This window comes from Thalassobacillus cyri (assembly GCF_900107755.1).
Classification (GTDB): Bacteria; Bacillota; Bacilli; order Bacillales; family Halobacillaceae; genus Thalassobacillus; species Thalassobacillus cyri.
The window spans coordinates 55,914-78,112 of sequence record NZ_FNQR01000011.1 but is presented as its reverse complement, the minus strand read 5'-3'; the positions used below and the strand labels follow the sequence as shown (position 1 = coordinate 78,112).

At 39.7% G+C, this 22,199-nt stretch carries 28 protein-coding genes; 11 read left to right on the top strand and 17 right to left on the bottom strand.

Annotated features, from left to right (window positions below):
• Positions 1 to 9: 9 nt before the first annotated feature.
• The 3 genes from BLV00_RS13650 to BLV00_RS13640 form a co-directional block, all read right to left on the bottom strand.
• The gene (locus BLV00_RS13650; RefSeq protein WP_093045534.1) at positions 10 to 2,304 is read right to left on the bottom strand and encodes a DNA internalization-related competence protein ComEC/Rec2; all 2,295 of its coding nucleotides are present in this window, start codon (positions 2,302 to 2,304) and stop codon (positions 10 to 12) included.
• 2 nt (positions 2,305 to 2,306) lie between these two features.
• The gene (locus tag BLV00_RS13645) at positions 2,307 to 2,774 is read right to left on the bottom strand and encodes a ComE operon protein 2 (protein WP_093045533.1); all 468 of its coding nucleotides are present in this window, start codon (positions 2,772 to 2,774) and stop codon (positions 2,307 to 2,309) included.
• 67 nt (positions 2,775 to 2,841) lie between these two features.
• Positions 2,842 to 3,462 carry a ComEA family DNA-binding protein gene (locus BLV00_RS13640; protein ID WP_093045532.1) on the bottom strand — a complete coding sequence of 207 codons (621 nt, stop codon included), beginning with the start codon at positions 3,460 to 3,462 and terminating at the stop codon, positions 2,842 to 2,844.
• Positions 3,463 to 3,499: 37 nt separating this feature from the next.
• Between BLV00_RS13640 and comER the strand changes: the two genes are divergently transcribed.
• Positions 3,500 to 4,312: a late competence protein ComER gene (gene comER, locus BLV00_RS13635; RefSeq protein ID WP_093045531.1), complete on the top strand. Its 813-nt coding sequence runs from the start codon at positions 3,500 to 3,502 to the stop codon at positions 4,310 to 4,312.
• Between the two features lie 88 nt (positions 4,313 to 4,400).
• Here the strand turns inward: comER and BLV00_RS13630 are convergent, their stop codons facing one another.
• Genes BLV00_RS13630 through BLV00_RS13595 form a run of 8 tightly spaced genes read right to left on the bottom strand, consistent with a single transcriptional unit; the run spans position 4,401 to position 9,419 of the window.
• Positions 4,401 to 5,093, bottom strand: a complete 693-nt coding sequence (locus BLV00_RS13630; protein WP_281243041.1) for a class I SAM-dependent DNA methyltransferase — start codon at positions 5,091 to 5,093, stop codon at positions 4,401 to 4,403.
• A 45-nt stretch (positions 5,094 to 5,138) separates the two neighbouring features.
• Entirely contained in the window at positions 5,139 to 5,486 is a 348-nt protein-coding gene (gene rsfS, locus BLV00_RS13625) for a ribosome silencing factor (RefSeq protein ID WP_093045530.1), read from the bottom strand.
• A 15-nt stretch (positions 5,487 to 5,501) separates the two neighbouring features.
• Positions 5,502 to 6,080 carry a bis(5'-nucleosyl)-tetraphosphatase (symmetrical) YqeK gene (gene yqeK / locus BLV00_RS13620; RefSeq protein WP_093045529.1) on the bottom strand — a complete coding sequence of 193 codons (579 nt, stop codon included), beginning with the start codon at positions 6,078 to 6,080 and terminating at the stop codon, positions 5,502 to 5,504.
• The gene (locus BLV00_RS13615; protein ID WP_093045528.1) at positions 6,070 to 6,636 is read right to left on the bottom strand and encodes a nicotinate-nucleotide adenylyltransferase; all 567 of its coding nucleotides are present in this window, start codon (positions 6,634 to 6,636) and stop codon (positions 6,070 to 6,072) included. The genes yqeK and BLV00_RS13615 overlap by 11 nt, the downstream gene beginning before the upstream one ends.
• 15 nt (positions 6,637 to 6,651) lie before the next feature.
• Complete coding sequence (gene yhbY, locus BLV00_RS13610; protein ID WP_093045527.1) at positions 6,652 to 6,942, bottom strand: ribosome assembly RNA-binding protein YhbY; 291 nt, start codon at positions 6,940 to 6,942, stop codon at positions 6,652 to 6,654.
• A 4-nt stretch (positions 6,943 to 6,946) separates the two neighbouring features.
• Positions 6,947 to 7,780, bottom strand: coding sequence for a shikimate dehydrogenase (gene aroE, locus BLV00_RS13605; RefSeq protein ID WP_093045526.1), 834 nt, complete (start codon positions 7,778 to 7,780; stop codon positions 6,947 to 6,949).
• Positions 7,781 to 7,796: 16 nt separating this feature from the next.
• Positions 7,797 to 8,900, bottom strand: a complete 1,104-nt coding sequence (gene yqeH, locus BLV00_RS13600; RefSeq protein ID WP_093045525.1) for a ribosome biogenesis GTPase YqeH — start codon at positions 8,898 to 8,900, stop codon at positions 7,797 to 7,799.
• A gap of 3 nt (positions 8,901 to 8,903) precedes the next feature.
• On the bottom strand, positions 8,904 to 9,419 hold the full coding sequence (locus BLV00_RS13595) for a YqeG family HAD IIIA-type phosphatase (RefSeq protein ID WP_093045597.1): 516 nt from the start codon (positions 9,417 to 9,419) through the stop codon (positions 8,904 to 8,906).
• Positions 9,420 to 9,770: 351 nt separating this feature from the next.
• Between BLV00_RS13595 and sda the strand changes: the two genes are divergently transcribed.
• The 9 genes from sda to BLV00_RS22025 all read left to right on the top strand — a co-directional run bounded on the left by sda (position 9,771) and on the right by BLV00_RS22025 (position 16,532).
• Positions 9,771 to 9,911 carry a sporulation histidine kinase inhibitor Sda gene (sda, locus tag BLV00_RS13590; RefSeq protein WP_093045524.1) on the top strand — a complete coding sequence of 47 codons (141 nt, stop codon included), beginning with the start codon at positions 9,771 to 9,773 and terminating at the stop codon, positions 9,909 to 9,911.
• A 241-nt stretch (positions 9,912 to 10,152) separates the two neighbouring features.
• A complete protein-coding gene (locus tag BLV00_RS13585) occupies positions 10,153 to 12,489 on the top strand; it encodes a Na+/H+ antiporter subunit A (RefSeq protein ID WP_093045523.1) in 2,337 nt (778 codons plus the stop codon).
• Entirely contained in the window at positions 12,489 to 12,827 is a 339-nt protein-coding gene (locus BLV00_RS13580; RefSeq protein ID WP_093045522.1) for a Na(+)/H(+) antiporter subunit C, read from the top strand. Before BLV00_RS13585 ends, BLV00_RS13580 begins: the two co-directional genes overlap by 1 nt.
• Positions 12,820 to 14,301: a Na+/H+ antiporter subunit D gene (locus tag BLV00_RS13575; RefSeq protein ID WP_093045521.1), complete on the top strand. Its 1,482-nt coding sequence runs from the start codon at positions 12,820 to 12,822 to the stop codon at positions 14,299 to 14,301. Before BLV00_RS13580 ends, BLV00_RS13575 begins: the two co-directional genes overlap by 8 nt.
• Before the next feature lie 6 nt (positions 14,302 to 14,307).
• Positions 14,308 to 14,784 (top strand): Na+/H+ antiporter subunit E, encoded by a 477-nt coding sequence (locus BLV00_RS13570; protein ID WP_093045520.1) that lies wholly within the window; start codon positions 14,308 to 14,310, stop codon positions 14,782 to 14,784.
• The gene (locus BLV00_RS13565; RefSeq protein ID WP_093045596.1) at positions 14,784 to 15,095 is read left to right on the top strand and encodes a Na(+)/H(+) antiporter subunit F1; all 312 of its coding nucleotides are present in this window, start codon (positions 14,784 to 14,786) and stop codon (positions 15,093 to 15,095) included. Before BLV00_RS13570 ends, BLV00_RS13565 begins: the two co-directional genes overlap by 1 nt.
• Positions 15,076 to 15,456: a monovalent cation/H(+) antiporter subunit G gene (mnhG, locus tag BLV00_RS13560; RefSeq protein WP_093045519.1), complete on the top strand. Its 381-nt coding sequence runs from the start codon at positions 15,076 to 15,078 to the stop codon at positions 15,454 to 15,456. The genes BLV00_RS13565 and mnhG overlap by 20 nt, the downstream gene beginning before the upstream one ends.
• A gap of 152 nt (positions 15,457 to 15,608) precedes the next feature.
• The gene (sigK, locus tag BLV00_RS13555) at positions 15,609 to 16,340 is read left to right on the top strand and encodes an RNA polymerase sporulation sigma factor SigK (RefSeq protein WP_093045518.1); all 732 of its coding nucleotides are present in this window, start codon (positions 15,609 to 15,611) and stop codon (positions 16,338 to 16,340) included.
• 48 nt (positions 16,341 to 16,388) lie between these two features.
• Positions 16,389 to 16,532, top strand: a complete 144-nt coding sequence (locus BLV00_RS22025) for a hypothetical protein (protein ID WP_176791550.1) — start codon at positions 16,389 to 16,391, stop codon at positions 16,530 to 16,532.
• 326 nt (positions 16,533 to 16,858) lie between these two features.
• Here the strand turns inward: BLV00_RS22025 and BLV00_RS13550 are convergent, their stop codons facing one another.
• From BLV00_RS13550 to BLV00_RS13540, 3 genes are all read right to left on the bottom strand, one after another.
• Complete coding sequence (locus tag BLV00_RS13550; protein WP_093045517.1) at positions 16,859 to 17,089, bottom strand: YrhC family protein; 231 nt, start codon at positions 17,087 to 17,089, stop codon at positions 16,859 to 16,861.
• A 76-nt stretch (positions 17,090 to 17,165) separates the two neighbouring features.
• Positions 17,166 to 17,861: a 5'-methylthioadenosine/S-adenosylhomocysteine nucleosidase gene (mtnN, locus tag BLV00_RS13545; protein ID WP_093045516.1), complete on the bottom strand. Its 696-nt coding sequence runs from the start codon at positions 17,859 to 17,861 to the stop codon at positions 17,166 to 17,168.
• A gap of 49 nt (positions 17,862 to 17,910) precedes the next feature.
• Complete coding sequence (locus BLV00_RS13540; RefSeq protein ID WP_093045515.1) at positions 17,911 to 18,657, bottom strand: YrrS family protein; 747 nt, start codon at positions 18,655 to 18,657, stop codon at positions 17,911 to 17,913.
• Between the two features lie 182 nt (positions 18,658 to 18,839).
• Between BLV00_RS13540 and BLV00_RS13535 the strand changes: the two genes are divergently transcribed.
• The gene (locus tag BLV00_RS13535) at positions 18,840 to 19,091 is read left to right on the top strand and encodes a KTSC domain-containing protein (protein ID WP_093045514.1); all 252 of its coding nucleotides are present in this window, start codon (positions 18,840 to 18,842) and stop codon (positions 19,089 to 19,091) included.
• 17 nt (positions 19,092 to 19,108) lie between these two features.
• On the opposite strand, the gene BLV00_RS13530 is transcribed toward BLV00_RS13535, so the two are convergent.
• The 3 genes from BLV00_RS13530 to udk all read right to left on the bottom strand — a co-directional run bounded on the left by BLV00_RS13530 (position 19,109) and on the right by udk (position 22,198).
• Complete coding sequence (locus BLV00_RS13530; protein ID WP_342722763.1) at positions 19,109 to 20,746, bottom strand: peptidoglycan D,D-transpeptidase FtsI family protein; 1,638 nt, start codon at positions 20,744 to 20,746, stop codon at positions 19,109 to 19,111.
• Between the two features lie 155 nt (positions 20,747 to 20,901).
• The gene (greA, locus tag BLV00_RS13525; protein WP_093045512.1) at positions 20,902 to 21,378 is read right to left on the bottom strand and encodes a transcription elongation factor GreA; all 477 of its coding nucleotides are present in this window, start codon (positions 21,376 to 21,378) and stop codon (positions 20,902 to 20,904) included.
• Positions 21,379 to 21,562: 184 nt separating this feature from the next.
• On the bottom strand, positions 21,563 to 22,198 hold the full coding sequence (gene udk / locus BLV00_RS13520) for a uridine kinase (protein ID WP_093045511.1): 636 nt from the start codon (positions 22,196 to 22,198) through the stop codon (positions 21,563 to 21,565).
• Position 22,199 lies beyond the last annotated feature (1 nt).

Here is a 22,199-nt window from a genome sequence, read left to right as displayed (position 1 = left end):
TTTTTGAGCTTATTGACTCTGTTCCTCCCGGTCGTACGGGTAATAGGTATAAAATGTGCCATCATCCCCCGTGTATTTGTATTGGATGGCTCCTTGCAGGTCTGTTCTTAATATGCGTATCTCCTGCTTTCCCAACGTCTCTATTATTGTCTGATGGGGATGACCGTAGCGATTATTTCTTCCGGATGATATAAGTGCCACCTTCACATGAAGACTTTCCAAAAACCTTTGTGACGACGAAGTATTGCTACCATGGTGGGCAACTTTCAACACATCGATCTGAAGACCGGGAAAAACATCGAGAAGTTCGTCTTCCACCTCAACTGAGATATCCCCCGTAAACAGCCACGTATCGGCTCCAAATGAAGCTTGCATCACTAAAGAATTATCATTTTTATCTGCAAAGTCTTTAACAGGGTTTAAAACAGCGAAACTTTGGCCGCTTAGAGTGAGTTTCTCCCCGCCTTTCACTTGTACGACGGGCAACTCTGCTTCTGAAATTTTTGCTTGTAAATCCTCAGAGAACTGAAAATATATACTGGTTACAAGCTTCTTTACATGAAATTGTTCAATTACATATGGGGCGCTTCCAATATGATCGGTATCTTCATGGCTTAAAAAAATGGCATCTATATCACTGATCCCTTTGGACTTAAGAAAAGGACCGATAATATTGTCAGCAATTCTCTTTTGATTTTTGGAAAAATGAGAGGGACCGGCTGCATCAATCAGAAACACACCTTTACGATAAGGCAGTTCAACGACAATACTGTCCCCTTGTCCTATGTCCAGCATGGTTATGGTACCTTCTTTACTCAAATAGGGTTTCAACGAAAATAATATCAGCACGGATACAGCCAGAATAGCTGCATAAAAAGCTTTTCTTTCCTCTCCCTTTTCCAGCCTTGCCAGCATAAGACCTAATGAAATATAGTAACCGATACCAAACAATGGTGTTATTTTACCAATAATCCAAGGATAATATAAATAAGCATCAACCTGACGCAGGACTTCCATGGAAAAGCCATGAATACCTAGAAAAATTTCGGCTCCTACGAAAGCTAAACCTGGAACAAAAAGTGTAAAGAGGCTTAAGAAAACCATAAATGGAATGACAAAGAAGGAAAAATAAGGTACGTAAACTAAATTGATGAAGACAGAAAGAGGATTAAATTGGTAGAAATTGAAAAGTTGCAAAGGCAAAATGATCAATTGACTCAAGAGGCTGACCTGTAACAATAAAAACAATTTTGAATGTGTTCGCTTAAACCAGGTATTAGAAAGAACGATAGCGAATGTTACAAGAAAAGAAAATTGAAAGCCAAGGTGATAAAAATAAACAGGGTTTATAATCAAAAAACTTATCAGCAATAAGCTTAGAATATCCGAAATACGGATCTGGAGCTTTAGTTTTAGGACTAGCATACCTAGCAATGCCATTGTTACAGCCCTCAACACAGAAGGAGCTCCACCTGCAAAGAGAGCATATAATGGCAGAAAGAAAAAGAGGACCCAGAAGCTTTTTTCCACTGTTATTATCCCTGAACGATAAAAAATATACAGAAACAATCCAATCATCAATCCGATATGCAAACCCGAAATGGCAAGTAAATGTGAAAGATTCCACCTTCGGAATAACTCAATAATCGTAATATCTAAATCATCCGTATCTCCAAACACTAATCCCTTCAACCAGGCAAAAGCCTCACCTGGAAGATTCTCACCATATTCCGTGAGCAGCTTCTTTCTTTGTTCGTACAACAAGGCTAGCCATGAGCTGCCACTACAAGTCATTTGTGTCGCTTCATTAATGATAATTTGCGAGGTTATTCCTTTGTGTTTCAAATAGTCACGATAATCAAATTCACCGGGATTAGTTGCTAACGGAGGGAGTGAAACAGTGGACTGGGCCTGGCATACAGCACCATGTTGCCAGTTATCAGTAATAGAAGTGATAGGAGTGGAGGGATTTTCAAGGAAGGCAGTCAATAAAATTTTTTTTTCTGAATCTGCCACTTTCATTACAACTTCAATCGAATTATCTCTTTCTTTTGGTATCGTCACCAATTTTCCTGTTATGACAGCACCAGTATTTTCAGGTAAAGGAGGATCTTTGGCAACAATCAAACCGCCAAGCAGGTAGAAGCTGCCTATTATTATGATTAAGTACTTAGGTGGTTTTATCTTAAAAAGCGATACCATTAACAGCATTATATAAATAATCGCGGTGCCTTCCTGCCAGGAAGAAAAAGTAAGGCCTCCCAACACGAAAGCAACCGCAAATATGTGCCAATATCCCCGCATTTTTAAACCTCTTTTTTATCTGACAACGGATCAAGTGGCCATTCTTTCAATTCAACTTTCTCCGTTTTCATGCCTGCATCACGGAATAACTCAATTGCATAGGGATGGTTACGATAATCAGCATGATAATAGACAGCTGTAATACCCGCCTGGATGATGGCCTTGCAGCAATGCAGACAAGGAAAGTGTGTCACATATATCTCAGCACCTTCTGTAGCTACCCCGAATTTAGCACATTGTAACAGTGCGTTCATTTCAGCATGGATAGTCCGGACACAATGCCCATCAATGACATAACACCCTTCATCAATACAGTGCACGCCACCTGATACGCTTCCATTATAACCGCCTGCAATCATCCGCTTATCTCTTATAATTGTAGCGCCGACAGCTAAACGTTCACACGTGCTCCTCATTTTCAGCAAATGACTTTGAGCCATAAAATATTGGTCCCATGATATACGCTCCATTATGTATAGATCCCCTTTTCTAGGTTTTAAAATAAGTTTACATTGGTGGATTTTTTTCGTCAATAAACTACGGAATCTGAATCGAATCCCCGATATTCTCCAAAGTCTTTTCTCCAATCCCACTAACATCCAACAAATCATCCATCGTTTGGAACATGCCATTTTCTTCACGGTGCTGTACAATGGCTTTTGCTTTTGACTCTCCTATTCCATCCAATTGTTGAATCTCATTTACATCTGCATAATTGATTCTGATTTTGTCATTCTTAACGCTTTCGCTTCCTCCTTGTTCCGTATTTCCGTAACTATTTACGATGATCATCATTTCATCAATCAATCGCTGAGCAAGGTTGACCGATGTTGGATCGGCCTCTTTTCTCATTCCTCCAGCCAACTGTATCGCATCCGCGACACGGCTCCCTGCTGAAAGTTCATAAACCCCAGGTTTTATAACTGCTCCCTTGACATCAACTACGATATTCTCCTGTTCTGCAAGGATTTTACTCTCTGGTGTTTGTGGAGAAGCTTCTTCAAGTGAATAGGAGACAGCGAAATCATCTTCCTTTTTCTCTTCCTCTCCCACCAACATCCAGATAGCGACTGCAAAAGCAATAGCCATCCAGGCATATTTTTTAATCCAATACATATAATCAAACACATCCTTTCCTATAATCCGAGCTAAGTTCATATAGATGAAATAATAAATAATTCAAAGGAGGTATAACATGATTTGGGGAGTTATTGGGACCGGAAACATGGGAACGATTGTCATTGAATCTTTGATTGAAAGCGGATCACTGGAAGCAAACGAAATGATCGTGACAAACCGCTCATTAGAGAAAGCTTATCAACTCAAACAAAGACATCCTCGTCTTGGAATAAAAAAAGAATTACGTGACTTAATCGTTGAATCGGATATCATCATGCTTTGTGTAAAGCCACATGATATGAAAGAATTATTTGCAGAAATAAAGCCTTACTTTCGAAATAGTCAGTGTGTAATTTCTATTACCAGTCCCGTTGGGGTAGATGAATTAGAGAAAGCACTGCCGTGCCAGGTAGCCAGAATTGTCCCTTCCATAACAAATCGAGCTTTCTCCGGAACGACGTTGATGAGTTTTGGAGAGTCTGTGCAGCCTGAAATGAAAGCATTATTAAAGCAAACCTTTAAATTCATTTCACGGCCTATTGAAATTGAGGAACCCTACATCAGAGTTTGTTCAGATATCGTTTCATGCGGGCCTGCTTTTATAAGCTTTTTGATGGAACGGTGGATTAAAGCTGCCAGGGAGGTAGCTGGATTACCTGAGGATATAGCGACAGAATTAACTACAGAAATGCTGATTGGGTATGGAAGTTTACTTGCAAAAAATCATTATACATTGGAAACATTAAGGAAAAAGGTAAGTGTTAAGGGTGGAGTTACCGGGGAAGGCTTGGTCGCATTAGAACAAAATATCGGCAATTTATTTGAGGAAATGTTCCAGGCTACTCAAAAGAAGCATAAAGCTGATAAATTAATGTTGAAGCAGGATTGAAATCTATATATATTATATTAACTCATGCTTTACTAAATGCATAGTGGGAATTTAAAAACCACAGGAGATAGCTGCCATCTCCTGTGGTTCATTTTCTTTTACATATAAAAAACAAACGGTCTCCCTCTGCATCATTATGTACCGGTTCTCGCTTTAGATCAGCATAAACTGCCGTGATAACAAAACCTGCAGAATACAACTCTTTTTTCAAAAGCTCCATCCTGTAACCACGCTGGGTATGATATTCATCAAAACGATTATAAGAACCATCAGGTTCTTGTACAAAAAAGGTCAAGTCATGAACAAAGGTTTCCGCTTGTTCCCCAGGTTCACAAAACCAAATATAGGTGGTTTCATCGTAAACCTCTGCAAAAGTTTCTCCAGCCATATTGTCTTGTAAATGAACGAGCGAGTGCACATCAAAAATAAAAGCGCCACCAGGTTTTAGAACATCAAAGGTTTGCTTGAAGACGGCCTTTAAATCATCCAGGGATGTGATGTAGTTAAGGACGTCAAAATAACTGATAACCGTATCAAAGTTTTTTAAACCGGCTAAATTTCGGATATCTTGTTGAAGCCAGTGAATACTTACATGAGAAGGTGTCTTGTCATTAGCTATTGCAAGCATATCCTCTGAAAGATCGACACCAGTCATTTGATACCCCTTTTCAGCGAGGCGAATAGTTATTTCTCCTGTACCGCATCCCATGTCTAAAATATTTTTTCCTGAGGAGTGGTCGTCTGTAAAGGAAACCCACTCCTCATATGGCACGTCCTGCATCAAAAGATCATAAACGAATGCCATCTCACCATAAGACACAGGCATTCAGACACTTTCAACCGCTACGGTCGGAGCGTCTCCCCATAACCGTTCCAGATTATAGTAATTTCGTTCGTCTTTATGGAAAATATGGCAGATAACCCCATTTAAGTCGACAAGGATCCAACGTGCTTGTTCAAAACCTTCAATCCTTGTAACCGATAACCCTGCTTCTTCCGCCTTTTCTTTTACTTCACGCGCGATAGCTTGAACTTGGCGTTCATTGGATCCTTCACAAATCAAAAAATAATCGGCGATAAGAGATACCTCTGCCATATCCAATACGACAATATCTTCCGCTCGTTTATCATCACATGCTTGTGCAGCAAGTTTCATCAATTCTTTACTATCCATTCAAACCCCTCCATTTCATTTATGGGTGATTATATTTATTAAATGATTATAGTTGTGCAGTGTATCCGGATAAACTTTTTGCCCTTTGGACATTAAGAAGAAAATCGTATTATGAGCAGCCTGAAGACACGCTTTATCCAGATCTTCTTTTGCAGTGCCACGTACTTCATCAATACCTGGAAACTTTCTTCCCGGCTCAATATAATCTGCAAGAAAGATAACTTTATCTAATACGTTCATATTTGCTTTACCAGTTGTATGACAAGCTATGGCACCAGCGACTTCTGCATCATCAAGACCTGCTTCTTTTTCGAGTATCACTGCCCCCACGGGTCCATGCCACAATTCATGATGGTAGTGTAATAAATCCTTCGGCAGACGAGGATCAGATTTGATCCACCGCTTCATTTCTTCTCTATTTCGATACTTCGCATAGTCATGTAAAATTGCAGCCCGCTCGGCTTTCTCCACATCAGCACCATACATTTCAGCAAGTTTCACTGCTGTATCCGTCACCCGGATCGTATGCTCAAAACGTTCTTTTTTTAGTTTGGCTTTTACAAGTTCTAGTGCCATATCACGGTCAAGCTTCATATAATCGATGCTCCTTTATATATTCAATCACAGCATCGGGCGCTAAATACTTGATTTCCTGCCCCTGTCCTAAACGTTCCCTGATCATGGTTGAAGATATTTCGATTACTGGTATCTCTACTTCCTTAATGGAATAAGAGCTATTTAATGGATATCCACTACGCTTTACTCCCACAAACTGAACAAGTTCCACCAGTTTATCGATAGCATTCCACTTTGGCAAATATTCTACCATGTCTCCTCCGATAATAAAATAAAATGAGATATCCGGGTACCTTTGTTTCAGTTGGCTAATGGTCTCATAGGTATAGGATTTACCATTTCTACGTAATTCAATATCATGAATAGAAAAGTGGTCATTTCCAGCCACGGCGGCTTTTACCATCTCCAGGCGATCTTGATTGTCTGCATTGGCATTAGCTTTATGTGGCGGCTGATTCGAAGGGATGAACCAGACCTCATCCAGCTTCATTTTTTGATAAACTTCTTCGGCAATGATCAAGTGACCGAGATGAGGAGGATCAAAAGTTCCGCCTAGAATTCCAACACGCTTCATATAACTCTCCCCTTATTAAGGAAGCTCAATTTGTTTGTTTTCTTCTGATTCCTTATATAAAACAATCGTATTACCGATGACTTGCACAAGCTCCGAACCAGTGCCTTTTACTAATTCTTCTGCCACTTCATTTTTATCCTCCATACAATTTTGAAGGACGCTGACTTTAAGCAGTTCTCTTTTTTCGAGAGCGTCGTCAATTTGAGCAATCATATTTTCATTGACACCGGTTTTTCCGACTTGAAAAATCGGGTTCATGTGATGTGCTTGAGCGCGTAAATACCGTTTTTGTTTCCCTGTAAGCATAGGTTTATGCTCCTTTCAATTGTGCTTCAAGTGCTTCTAGTAATCCATGTTCATCCAGAGAAGTCCCTGTCCATATTTCAAAGGCATACACCGCTTGATAAAGAAGCATTTCATGGCCTTGATGTATTCTTGCCCCGCTTTCAGCTGCTTCCTTCAAAAAGGCTGTCATTAATGGCTGATATACAATGTCACTGACAACTGTACCTTCTCGGATATTATCAAGGGAAATAATTTGCTGTTCTTCGTGAGGTTTCATCCCTACAGTTGTGGTTTGAATGATTAAATCATAATCAGCAACCCGCTGTTCAGCATCTGCAAGCGTAATAATTCCAGCTCCATCAGATGTATCATTACTTTTCGTCATTTCCTTTACGCGATCTGTTGTACGATTCGCAATGTCAATATTTTCGAAACCAGCATGTACCAAGGTGTGAAAAATACCTTTTGCGGCACCACCTGCACCAAGGATTAATACCTTTCTGTCAGCGTTGCATATATCCGGATATTTGACACGTAAAGAATTCAGAAACCCTTTTCCATCGGTATTAAATCCTTTCCATTGCCCATTCTCGATTTTGACTGTGTTTACTGCCCCAATCAATTTTGCCTGTTCATCAACGGCATCCAGCTCCATCATGATCTTCTGCTTGAATGGCACCGTAACATTGAACCCTGCCAGTCCTTCTTTCTTCAAGAGTTCCATTTGTGCGGCAAAACTGCCAGGTTCTAACTCATACAAATTATACTCCCCTGGAATATTTGCTTGTTTCAATAATTGATTATGGATCCAGGGAGATAATGAGTGCTTGATAGGGTTTCCGATCAAACCTAGTTTCATTATTCCACATCCCTTATTATATTAAAGATTCTCTCAAGGATACTTTTACTCCTTGAGGAGCATGTATCGTCACTGATACGGAACCCTCCGGAACAGTAATCCATCCCAGCCCTGAAATTACGATATCTGTTTTATGATTCTCTATTCTAAATGAAGTAGTCTTCCATTCAGGTAATCGCTCGAGGGTTGTTTCATCAGGAGGTGACAAAAGTTCTCCTATGTGATTATTGTATAGATTATCCGCGTTTTCCAACTTAGTTCGGTGGATAGACAAGTCATTAGACACATAACAAATGAAAGAGCTCCGTTCTCCTTCTTCAAAGTCCATTCGGACCAGCCCACCTAAGAAAAGTGTTTGTTTATCATTAAGCTGAAAGACCATGGGCTTGATTTCTTTTTTAGGTGTAATCCGTTTCAAGTCGTTATCAGAAACATAATGAGCGATTTGATGCCGGTGAATTACTCCTGGGGTATCGAATAGTGATGATTCCTCATCAAGGGGAATATCAATAAAACCCAGTGTTGTTCCAGGGAAATAAGAAGTAGTAATTGCATCTTCTACACCATGCGTACGACTGATCAAACGATTGATAAAGGTAGACTTTCCTACATTAGTTGTGCCTACGATATAGACATCCCTTCCTTTTCTCATTCGATCGATGGCTGCTGACAGCTCTTCTATCCCCTGGCCTTTGGCAGCTGAAATCAATTGGACATCTTCTACTTTCATTCCCAATTCTTTACAAGATCGGCGGAGCCATTGTCTCACTTTATTATGATTGACTGACTTTGGAAGCACGTCCATTTTATTACCAACCAATAAAATAGGGTTGTTCCCCGTTAAACGTGCCAACCCAGGTATGAAACTTCCGTTGAAATCAAAAATATCAATTAAATTGACAATAAGGCTGTCAGTTTCAGATATTTGATGCAACATCTGTAAGAAATCGTCATCCTGATAAGGTACATCCTGTACCTCGTTATAATTTTTCAATCGAAAACACCGCTTGCAAATCACTTCTTCCCTTTCTAAAGCGGAAGCGGGAGCATAACCTGGCTGATCAGGGTACTCCGTCTGGATTTTCACGCCGCATCCCTGGCATACGATAGCATTAGTCAATCTTTATTCCTCCCAAGTCAGTTTACCTTTTTTTCTCATCCATTTCAGAATCCTGCGCTCAATTTTTCGATTAAAACGTGTAAAGAAGCCATCCGTTTCTACAATTGGAACAACTAAGATGGTATGAAAGCCGGCAAAGTTTCCTCCCAGAACATCAGTCAGCAACTGGTCACCAATGACCACAATCTCTTCTTTGTTCAATTCCATCTGCTTTTGTGCTTTTTTAAATGCATAAGATAAGGGCTTTCTCGCACTGTAAATGAAACTTGTGTCCAATGGCTGTGAAAAAACACGGACACGGTCCTGCTTATTATTAGAAGTAATCGTTACCTTGATTCCATGTTCATCCATTATTTTGAACCACTGAAGGATCTCTGGGGTAGCTTCGGGAACGTCCCAGGCTACCAAAGTGTTATCCAAATCTGTAATGATGCCTTTAATCCCCCGTTCTTTCAAATCCTCAGGTCTGATTTCAAATATACTATCTACATGTTCATTCGGTAAGAATTTATTGAACAACCCATTCACCTCATTCACTATTTACCCGTACCTTTTTTACTCCTTACCCATCATATACAAATTCAACGCATGTTTCAAAGTAAATAGTATAATTCCAAAAATCGTTCGACAAATTACGGCAAAATCTCACCTGTGGATAAGTTTATACACATTTTCCACATATCTTTGACAAGATTCCTATGAATAAATTCACAATTATACACAAGTTATCTACATATTTATGTAGATAACTACTCTGTTGTATGGGTGCAACTTTCGTGGTAAAGTTGGGTTACAAACGAAGTTAGGTTACGTTTTGGAAATTGATAACACCTGATTGGAGGTGAACGTCACGCCATTTTGTGACGCTATATGGAGCATTTGACTGATAAGTTGTTAATTGAATCCTATCACAAAGCATTAGAACTTAACTTAAGTAAAGATTTTATAGAATTGATTGAGGAAGAATTACATAGACGAGCCATACACCCTTCAATTAAAAAAACAAGCTGATAAAGGAAAAATTCCCCAATAACGCACTTTTGGCAATCAAAAGTGCGTTATTTTTATTTTAAAATTTATTCCATGTTTCTTCTTATTTAATAAGACTATGGGACACACTAAAAGAAGCTTATGATTTAGTTACATTTAGTTGAATAATCGTGTAATTTTTGATTACAATTGAGTGACTATGTTTCTATAACAAGTCCGTGTAAGACTTTTCTTATACATTATTCAGAGGAGGATCAGCTTGATGTTGTTTGCCGTTTTATTACCCTTCATAGCATCCATCTTCATCCCTTTTTTAGCTAGGATGAAGAATAGGATACATACTGGTATATTTGTTACCCTTATACCTCTAATCGTCTTTCTTTACTTTATCCAATTCATAGGGACAGGATTCCAGCCTGTCACAAGGAGTTATACTTGGATCCCATCCTTGAATATGAATATGAACTTCTATTTGGATGGTTTAAGTTTATTATTCGTATTATTGATTAGTGGAATAGGTACACTAGTCGCTTTTTATTCCATCTACTATCTGCATAAATCAGAGCAGCTCGGCAACTTTTATGTATATTTTTTAATATTCATGGGGTCTATGCTCGGGGTAGTACTATCGGATAATGTTTTTGTTCTATACAGCTTTTGGGAATTCACCTCCTTATCTTCCTTCTTGTTGATCGGTTATTGGAACCATCGCAGGGGCTCGCGGTATGGATCGTTGAAATCGCTGCTTATCACTGTGTTTGGGGGACTGAGTATGTTAGGTTCCCTTGTCTTCATGTCTGTCATAACTAACACAACCAGCATTCAACAGATGATTGCTCAAAAGAGTATCATTTTGAATCATGAATTCTTTCCACTAATATTGGGACTCCTGTTATTAGGAGCATTTACAAAATCAGCTCAGTTTCCATTCCACATCTGGCTCCCAGATGCAATGGAAGCTCCTACGCCAGTCAGTGCCTATCTCCATTCAGCTACCATGGTAAAGGCAGGTATCTATTTAGTAGCCCGTTATATCCCTATATTCGCTGAGTCCGAATGGTTCTTCGTCGTAGTCAGTGGTTTTGGAATTATAACGTTAATGTGGGCTTCTTACATGGCTGTTCGTCAAACAGACCTGAAAGGAATCCTTGCATTCTCTACAATCAGTCAGCTTGGTATGATCATGGCCATGCTCGGGTTTGGTACAAAAGCCGCTATCTTTGGAGCGGTATTCCATATTTTGAACCACGCAACCTTTAAAGGAAGTCTATTTATGGTTGCAGGTATCGTCGATCATGAAACAGGGTCCCGTGATATCCGTAAGCTTGGTGGATTGATGACCTTCATGCCGATCACAGCCACACTGGCTGTCCTGGCTACTTTCTCAATGGCAGGCTTTCCACTGCCGTTTTTAAATGGGTTCTATAGTAAGGAGATGTTCTTTGGCGCTACTCTGGAATTCGAGGCGACAAGCAATGCCCTGGCAGCCTATTTGCAGCAAGTATTACCATACCTTGCTGTGTTCGGCAGCATATTCACGTTTGTCTATTCCATGTACTTTTTCTTTGGGACTTTCCGGGGCAAAGCAAATGTTTCAGAATTACCGAAAAAGCCGCACGAAGCTCCTATCGGAATGCTTATATCACCGGCAATCCTTGTGCTTGGGGTAATTGTAATTGGATTATTTCCAGAATTAATCAATAAACCCTTCATTAGTCATGCTGCCGCTTCTATTTACGGTGGAGATGTCGATAAACATATCTATTTCTGGCACGGAATCAACCTGCCTTTAATCATGTCAATGGCTGTTCTTGCTTTCGGTACTATCCTTGTGCTTACTCGAACAAAATGGGAGCCTATTTACCGTTTCATACCTGGGCCATTAAGTATGAATAAAGTGTATGATGGATTGGTTAAACGTGCGGAAACCTATTCCGAAAAAATCACAAAAGGGTATATGAATGGGTCACTAGGCAGATATTTTCGCTTAATCTTATCTGCAATTCTGATTGTTACCTTCGGCTTTATGATTTCCACTGGAGGCTTCACTTTCAGTATGGAAAATACAGCTGAGTTTACCGCCATAGAATTGTTGGTTGCTATCATGATGGTTGTCGCAGCAGCAGGTACGATTGTTGCTAATAACCGCGTGGCAGCTATCATTATTTTAGGTGTGGTCGGTTATGGACTTTCCATTCTATTTGTCATTTACCGTGCACCTGACCTTGCCTTGACACAGTTGATTGTAGAAACTGTCACTGTCGCCTTATTCCTGATGACATTCAATCATTTACCTAAATTGGAAGTCAGACAACAACCTTGGAGTACAAAAGCGCTGAACTTAATTATTTCCTTAGGTTTTGGAACATTGATGACACTTGTAGCTATCTCTTCTCATAGCAGTAAATGGTTTGAATCCATCTCCACCTACTTTATCGAAAATTCATATAAGCTCGGTGGCGGAGATAATATTGTCAACGTGATCCTGGTTGACATGCGTGGATTGGATACTTTATTTGAAATCACAGTGCTCGGAATTGCCGCGTTAGGCATTTTCGGAATGATTAAACTACGTAAAAATAAGAAGGGGGATGTATAATGGAGATCATCATGTCTATCGTCGCAGGTTTGTTGTTTACAACAGGTGTGTATAACCTTCTTCAAAAACAACTGCTGCGTATTGCGATCGGAACAGCTCTTATCTCCCATGGTGCCCATTTGTTTATTTTGACAATGGGAGGTCTAAAAGGCGGTGCTCCTCCTATTTTAGTGGAAGGGATCGAGCACTATACAGATCCCCTGCCACAAGCGTTGATTTTAACATCCATCGTTATCAGCTTTGGAGTAACCAGCTTTCTCCTGGTATTAGCTTATAGAGCCTCCGAAGCAAACGGGACGGATAATATTGAACAATTAAGGGGCAACGATTATGAGTAACTTAGCTATACTACCTATCATCATACCTTTATTAGCAGGAATACTTTTAGCTTTCTTTCCAAAGAAACTTCGACTAGTCAGATTATTGGCTAAGCTGATTACGATCCTGAATCTGGCAGTGGTGACATACATTTTTTCTTATGTCAGACAAAACGGGTCATTGGTATTAGAAACAGGGGCATGGGAAGCCCCTTTCGGCATTATCATTGTTGCTGATCTGCTTGCTGTAACACTGGTACTCACTACTAACATCATTGCTGTAGCAGCGGCTTTTTATGCACCAAAATCCTTGTCTGATCAACAGGAAGCTTTCTATTTCTACGCCTTCTTTTTCTTGTTGATTTCGGGGGTGAGTGGTGCTTTTCTTACGGGAGACTTGTTCAATCTCTTCGTTTTCTTTGAAGTATTACTAATGGCGTCCTATGCACTGATTGTCTTAGGTGGTGGCAAAGCACAACTGAGAGAATCGATTAAATACTTATTATTGAACTTATTTTCTTCCATGTTGTTTGTCACAGCAATTTCTTTCGTGTATTCGGTGGTAGGCACAGTCAACATGGCCCAGATCGCTGAACGGGTGAAAGATGTTGACCAACAGGGCATCCTGACCACTGTCGCCGTCTTACTTTTTTTCGTATTTGCAACTAAAGCGGCAGTATTTCCTTTGTATTATTGGCTCCCGAACTCTTATTCTGTACCTAACCCAGTCGTATCAGCATTATTTGGGGCTTTGCTTACCAAGGTAGGTATCTACTCGATTTTGCGGGTATTCACGTTAATATTCACGCATGACCAGGGTATGACTCATAACCTCTTCCTTTGGCTGGCAGGTTTGACTATGATCTTCGGTGTCATCGGTGCGCTATCGACAAATAATGTAAAACTTATTATTGCTTATAACATCATACCTGCAGTTGGTTTTATGTTAATGGGAATTGGTATTTTTACGGAGACTGCTTTAAGCGGAACCGTCTATTACCTTGTTCACGACATGGTAATCAAAGGAGCATTATTCTTATTGATAGGTGCTCTGGTATACTTGGCAGGAACTTCCGACTTACGAAAAATGGGAGGGTTGATTCATCACTATCCTTTACTCGGATGGCTATTTTTCCTTGCCTCTCTAGTTCTGGCAGGTATTCCCCCTTTCAGTGGATTCATTGGGAAGCTGCTGCTCCTTCAAGGCAGTTTAGCAGAAGAGGAAATTACCATTGTAATTGTCGCTTTATTGAGCAGTCTGTTGATCTTGTTTTCCATGATCCGTATTTTTATCGGAGCATTTTGGGGAGAAAAGGATGAAAGCTTCCCGGTAGATAAACGAGCGGCTAAAGCATTTACAGGACCAATAGCTGGCTTACTGGCCTTATCAGTTATACTAGGAGTTGGAGCAGAATGGTTCTATCCTGCAATTCAATCCATTGCTGAGTACCTGATGGCGCCAGAACTCTATATTGATTCTGTGCTGAAGGAGTAGTGATTTATGAATTTACAAATAGTCATTAATATTGTTATTGCGCTGATGTGGATGTTTTTAAGTGAAAGCTACACTTTCTCCACCTTTTTAGTCGGTTACTTACTCGGTATTTTACTACTCTTTGTGTTACAGCGTTTCATACCAGATTCCTTCTATATGGATCGTGTAATCAAAGTGATCAAGCTGATTGTTCTATTCATAAAAGAACTGACCCTCTCCAATATTGAAATAGTCAAATTGGTTTATAAGCCTAAGTTAGATATTGAACCCGGAATTTTCGCTTTACCGACCGAGTTAAAAAGCAACTGGGAAATCACATTATTAGCAAACTTGATTTCCTTGACTCCTGGCACATTATCTATCGCTGTAAGTGAAGATAATTCCAAAATCTATATCCATGCTATAGATATCCCTGATGTTGTGGAGTCCATCAATGATATTAAAGAAACATTCGAAAAGGCGATCATGGAGGTGACTAGATGATGGAACAAGCCTTAGAATATACGCAATCAATGATTTCAATCGTTGCATTGATTTGTATTGTCGTTATTGCCATCTCTGTCATCATGCTCCTGTACCGGGCAATCGTCGGCCCTACCAATCCAGATCGTGCTGTTGCATTGGATAATATCGGAGTGAATTTGATGGCTTTAGCAGGTCTGATGGCTATTGTATTGGTAACCACCCAATTGAACGATGTCGTTCTCTTGATCGGTATCTTGCTGTTCATCGGTACAATTGCTGTAGCCAAATTTTTAGAAAAGGGTGTTATTATTGAGCGGGACTTGGATTAATTTACTGATCGATATAATCATCAGCCTTTCTCTGTTAATCGGCACCTTCTTTATATTTTCTGCTTCCATCGGGATGTTGCGTTTTCCTGATCTCTTTACCAGGCTGCATGCTGTTACAAAAGGTTCTACGCTTGGAATAGCAGGTATAATGATAGGAGCGTTTTTATTCCTATATGTAGAACATGGGATCGTGAGTGGGAAACTGATCTTAGGGATGATTTTTGTCATGATGACTGCTCCAGTCTCTGGACATATGATCTCTCGAGCTGGATATCATAATGGGGTAAAACTCTGGGATAAAAGTGTCAGAGATGATTATGCAGAGGCTGTTAACGAAAAAAGGAAATCAATCGACAATTAAATACAGAGCAAGTTACCTGTCATAACGTTGGTATGACAGGTTTTTTCTTTTTTTCTCTATTATTTCTTCAGATGGACAGACACGATAACCGTTCTTGCCACATAAGGTAATTTATAGGTTAAAAGCCCACTACCTGGAGGAGGTCTGTTATCGTGTCTAGCATCCTGGGGTCTCTTATCTATTTGGTCAAGGAAACTTTCCTCTTCGTCTCTTATGTGAAAAACCAGGCATTTCCTAATCCTCTTTCTCCAGAAGAAGAAGCCAAACAACTGAAGCTGCTGCAAGAAGGTGATCCAGAAGCCAGGGATTTATTAATTGAACATAACTTGAGACTGGTCGCTCATATTGTCAAAAAATTCGAAAATACCAAGGAAGATACAGAAGACTTAATCTCTATCGGAACGATTGGTTTGATCAAAGGAATTGAAAGCTACTCTCCAAACAAGGGTACAAAACTGGCTACTTATGCAGCACGCTGTATCGAAAATGAAATACTTATGCACCTTAGAGCTTTGAAAAAAACGAAAAAAGACGTTTCCCTCCACGATCCTATCGGTCAAGATAAAGAAGGCAATGAAATAAGCCTCATCGATATTTTGAAAGCGGAACATGTTGATGTAGTCGAACAAATACAATTAGGGATGGAACTGGAAAAAATAAAAGAATTCATTACTATTCTGGATGAACGGGAGAAGGAAGTGTTGATTGCCCGTTATGGTTTGAATGCTGAAGAAGAAAAAACACAAAGAGAGATTGCTAAAGAGTTGGGGATATCACGAAGCTATGTTTCACGTATCGAAAAAAGAGCATTGATGAAGATTTTCCATGAATTCTATAAACATGAACGTGCAAAAATGGGTATTTCTCCTATATCAAACGACTGACCCAAGCATAGGATAGGGTAAGCACCTAATTCAGGAGGCGATTGACCAATGTATGGCTCTTATGGTCCTTACCCGCCTTATCCTTATGGCAACTATTACACTCCAGGTGGACAATGGTATTCAGTTGTCATTGTCCTCTTATTATTATTGCTCATCATTGGCGGCGGTTATTGGCTTTATTTCCATCGTTGAAAGTAAAAGATAAGAGAACAAAAGCGCAAGCGCCTTGCTCACCCCCGACAAGCTTAAGTCCAGCCTCGCCGTGACGTTTTTTGTACTTTAATACAGACTAAATTTAATAAAGGATCAAAGTATAAGAAAAACTAAGGCTTTCGCCATTAGGATGCGGCGATAAGCCAAGTTTTTCAAATCACAGAAAGGATTGACATAAGACCTCGAGGGGGTAGGCGCTGGAGCTGGATGTGTCCCATTGCAAAATGTTATCCCCAACCATCATTTTTTATAATTTCCTAGACAAGACAAAAAAGCAGGTGAAACGTGGATGACGTCACCTGCTTTTACTCTTCTTCCGTTAATTTTTGTTGGAACTCAGTCAACTTCAGTATAAAGTAGAATGCTGTAGCCAGACCCATAAGTGTCAATGTCACCATAAGGCCTTCTAACTGATTATGATAAACATACATACTGATGATTGTCCCTATAAAGAAATAGCTGCTCACTATGATTAACGTAATAATAAATCGTTTATAATCTTCAATTTTATTTTCTAATTGTTTCATAGAATTCATCTAAAACCACCCCCGATGACTTCCATTTTATCATGGAATCCATTCCTGTTCGGTGGTAATTGTTGTTAGATTGGTATTATTGTGGCATGTCTTCTAGCATATTCATAATGATATTAGCCGCATTTGCTGCTGCTGTTTCGAGGAAATTATCAAATGAGATATTAGATTCTTTGCCAGCAATATCAGATAATGCCCGAATAATTACAAAAGGCGTACCATATTTAAAGCATACTTGAGCGATTGCTGCCGCTTCCATTTCTGCCGCAATCATTTCCGGGAACTTTCCCCGGACAAAATCTACTCGTTCGGCCTCCTGCATGAAGGCATCCCCGGTAGCGATAATTCCCTTAGCTGATGAAACTTTCAGCTGCTCAACTGCACGTTCAGCTTTTTCAATTAAATCTTCATCAGCCGGATACATTGCAGGCATACCTGGTACTTGACCATATTCGTATTGGAAAGCAGTCACATCCACATCATGATGTGTTACTAACGAAGAAATGACAATATCCCCTACTTCCAACTGTTTCGCGAAACCTCCGGCAGATCCTGTGTTGATCACATAGTCAGGCTGGTAACGCTCCTGAAGAATCGTTGCAGCCATTGCGGAATTAACTTTCCCAATACCTGATTTCAGTACGGTAACTTTTTGACCGCGCAGCTTACCTTTCACAAAATGGACACCTGCCACCTCTTCTTCTTGTATGTCTTCCATACTATTCTTTAATAATTCAACTTCTTCGTCCATTGCTCCGATGATACCTATAGTCATTGACAATTCCCCCTATGGCTTAAGCTTCCTGAAACGCAGCGACTTATCCTCAACGCTTCTGATCGTTTTTATGCAGCACTTCTACTTTGGTAGGCTTATAGCCCGCGCCGTCTACCCATGATACATAAACACGATAGTTTTCTGTCTGAGCTTTATTAGTTACTGTTGCAATGACGCTATTCGGACCGTTTCCATCTGCCCACCAAAGAATCATATCACTTTTTGATAAACCGGCTCCCTTTGCGACTGCACTGGTCATTTCTTCCCAATCTTGGGTACCTTCTTCAAAAGTCACCCTCGTGTGATTTTCCTGCTCTGTAGGGACAGGAGACCAATTCTTTGTAATGACTTTATCAACATTCGGTTTATCACTTTCTTGTACATTTGCTTCTTCTTCTTTATCTTTTTCCTTGTCTTCTTTTTCTGTTTTCTCTTTTTCTTTCTCTTTCTCACTTACAGTGTCTTCTTCAGAGCCTTCTTGATCACTCTTGTCGGACTCATCAGCGTTATTCTCACTATCTTTATCCTGCTCTTCTTCTGCAGTTTCGTCTGTTTGCTCGCTGGAATCTTGAGCCTCTTCCTTATCATCCTTTTTATACTGTTCTTTTAAGGTGATGGAATTATCTTCTTCCACTGAGGCCTGGTCATCCCCTAGATTGACCATAACCGTAAAAAATACGATTAATAATAAAATCATTGTACCCGCTACCCCGACTAGCCAGGTGATCATTCGGTTACCTTTCTTCTTATTTTGACGCCTTGTGGAACGTGTATATTTATCATTATTATTTGCCATGAATATAGCCCTCCTTTATCCTTGTTATATTATACAAGATTCCAATAAAGGAACCAATTAATACGACACTCTAAAATTCTGGCTATTTTTGTCGATTTGAAACTATTTTTGGAATAAAGGAAGGAAGTTGCTCATAGGTATCTAATAGAATTAAGTACTAGAGAAAATAACGAGGTGATGATATGAAATACACAGATTTCGACCCCAATATCTGGGGAAACCAAAGCTTCGTAAAAATAGGTTATGACAAAAATGCTAAACAACTTTGTATATTCTTTCATAATCAAAAGGTTGTATACTTTGATCAGGTTGAAGAAAAGACGGTCTTTCAATTTATCATATCAACAGATAAAGAAGCTTTCCTGAAGGATATCTTTTGGCCGGAATACGAACATAGGTGGCTGACTTCGTCTTTATTGGCACAAACCACTTAGTTATTATATAAAAAAATTCAATCTTCCACCTTATGTCCTAATACTTCCTGTGCCAAGTAAGCATACAGCGTGTAGATTTGCTGCTGGTCTATCCTTTGATTCAACTCCACAACCGCCATTGCATATTTCGGCTCTTCCCGTGGAAAATAACCCGCAAACCAATAATGATTGACCCCTTCTTTCCCTGTTTCTGCAGTGCCCGATTTACCGGCAATGGGTAACGCGCTTAACTGTCTGCCCGTGCCTCCATCTACAACTTTTTCCAGTAATTCCTGGAGCTTCAATGCAGTTACCCCAGATAATGCCTGACTACTACCTGATTCAAATGAATGGAGCTCCGTGTTATTTTCATAGGTAATACGTTGAACTGCCCTTACTTGTTTTATTACGCCGTCATCTGCGATGGTTGCCATCATATTTGCCATAGCTAATGGTGTAACCTTTACGTTTTTTTGTCCAATTGCAGTTTGACTTATCGCTCTTGGGACAGTTTTGTCACTATCAGATCCCCAGACGTTACCGTGCTCTTCTTCTGGAAGTTGTCTGAAACCTTTATAATGAAAAATTTGCCCTTCCCAGCCTACTACATCGATCAAACCAAGCTTTTTCGCATAAGTTTCAATAATTTCATTATCCATTTCTATCAGCCTACGCGCTGCTTCAGCAAACGTATAATTACAGCTTTGCGCAAAGCTGTCTTCAAAAGAGAGCAATCCTAACTTTCTAGCACCTTCACCCGTACCATACAAACTTTTATTGCAGTTAAAGTTTGTTTTTATTAGAGCAGGATAATTTTCTATGGCTGCAGTGGCTATTACTGTTTTAAATATGGAGCCTGGGGGATAGCTGGTAAGCATCCTGTTTTTTATACTTTGTTTCTCTTCATATAGTTCATTCAGTGATATGTCAGGTCTAGAAATCATGGCTAATACTTCCCTGGATTCCACATCCAACAACACTAATCCACCTTCTATAATGCCCATATCCTGTATAATAGCGTGTAATTTCTGTTGTAATTCCACATCCATTGTAGTTTGAACAGATAAAGGATAAAAGGGATTGCCTAGGTCGGTAAGTCGCATACCTAAACCTAGTAAAGGATTTCCCAACGCATCTATATGGTATTGAGCCGTTTGTGTTTCTTCACTAGCTAAAAAACGATCGAACGCTGCCTCTATACCAGATATTCCATGGGTTTCTGTTTCATTGGAGGGAAGATACGATTCATCCCCTTCACCGGTCATTCCAATTAAGTGCGGGAGACTTTCTCGATCAGGTAATGACTCTTTTTTTACCACCATTACCCCGGGTAAACTTGCCTTATCTATTCTGTCAAACTGTTCATCTGTTAGATTATATCCTTTATCTTTAAGAAAAAATGCTTCCTCTTCTTTGGAGAACCAATCATTCCATAACGATTGATCAACACCGGTGATTTCTTTTAGCACAGTCTTAATTTCTTCCACTTCATTGACAAAAGGAAACATCACCACGTCTCTTTCTATTTTCTTATTCATCGGGTTGCCATATCTATCGAGAATAAGACCTCTGCCAGCAGATAATTCGATTTTCGAAGTCCGCTGTGAAGTACTTTCCTGCAGCAAATTCACATGTGAATTTCCGAAGTTTTCCGTACTGAAAAGCTGGATATCCATCAACCGGTAAATCAAAATGGCAAAAACAACAAGTAAACTAATCATAAAAATTATTAAACGATTAGGGTTCATGTCCACACCTCTATCTCCAGTATGGACTTCAGTTATCGTTCTAAAACAAAAAAATGACGGGGAACCCCGTCATTTTTTACAAGCTATTCAACACTTACAATTTTCACTTCAATTTCTCCACCGGGGGTCATTACAGTAACCTGCTCTCCGACCTCATGCCCGATAAGACTTTTAGCCATCGGAGAGTCGTTGGAAATTTTCCCTTCAAATGGATCTGCTTCTGCACTTCCGACAATCGTATATTTTTCTTCGTCTCCTTCAGGAAGTTCCTGGAAGGTAACAGATTTACCTAAAGAGACCATATCAGGGTTCTGATTATCATTTTCAATAATTACAGCATTGCGAATCATATTTTCTACTTGAGAAATACGTGCTTCCACAAAGGCCTGCTCATCTTTAGCAGAATCATATTCAGAGTTCTCAGAAAGGTCACCAAAATCACGGGCGACTTTAATTCTTTCTACTACTTCTTGTCGACGCTCTGTCTTCAAGTAATGTAGCTCATTCTCTAACTTTTCTTTACCTTCTTGTGTCATATAGTAGCTTTTTTCTTCAGCCATATCACAAACACTCCTTTTATCCCAACTATATTCCTATCCCCAATATAACTATAAATATAAGTTGCACATAGCTCATGTGCGCTCTTGCTTGAGTATACTTCATTTTATCGAGGAACATGTCTATCTAGAACTACTAAACAAAACTATGCCAGATTTCATATGACATTTCAACTCTTTTTACCAATTATTTCTCGCTGCGTTCTTCCAGAATCGTTTTAATTTTAGTAGCCATCAAATCAATAGCCACATGATTTTGGCCGCCTTCCGGGATGATGATGTCCGCATATCTTTTCGTCGGTTCTACAAATTGAAGATGCATAGGACGTACAACGTTGATATACTGCTCAATCACGGAGTCAATCGATCGGCCGCGTTCTTTAATGTCTCTCATCAGACGGCGAATGATACGGACATCAGCATCGGTATCGACAAAAACTTTGATATCCATCAGGTCACGGAGACGTTCATCTTCCAGTACAAGAATACCCTCGACAATGATAACTTCTCTCGGTTCTACATGTATCGATTCATTAGATCTTGTGTGCATTTTATAATCATAGACTGGCTTCTCAATCGGTTTCTCCTGGATCAGCTGCTTTAAGTGCTCGATCAGTAAGTCATTGTCAAATGCCAAAGGGTGGTCATAATTAGTTTTTAAACGTTCTTCCATAGGCAGATGATATTGGTCTTTATAATAATAATCTTGTTCAATCATTAATAATGGTTTATCAGCAAAACGCTGGATCACAGAACGGGTCACACTTGTCTTTCCCGATCCTGTACCACCAGCAACTCCTATTACAACTGGTCTTTCTGACATG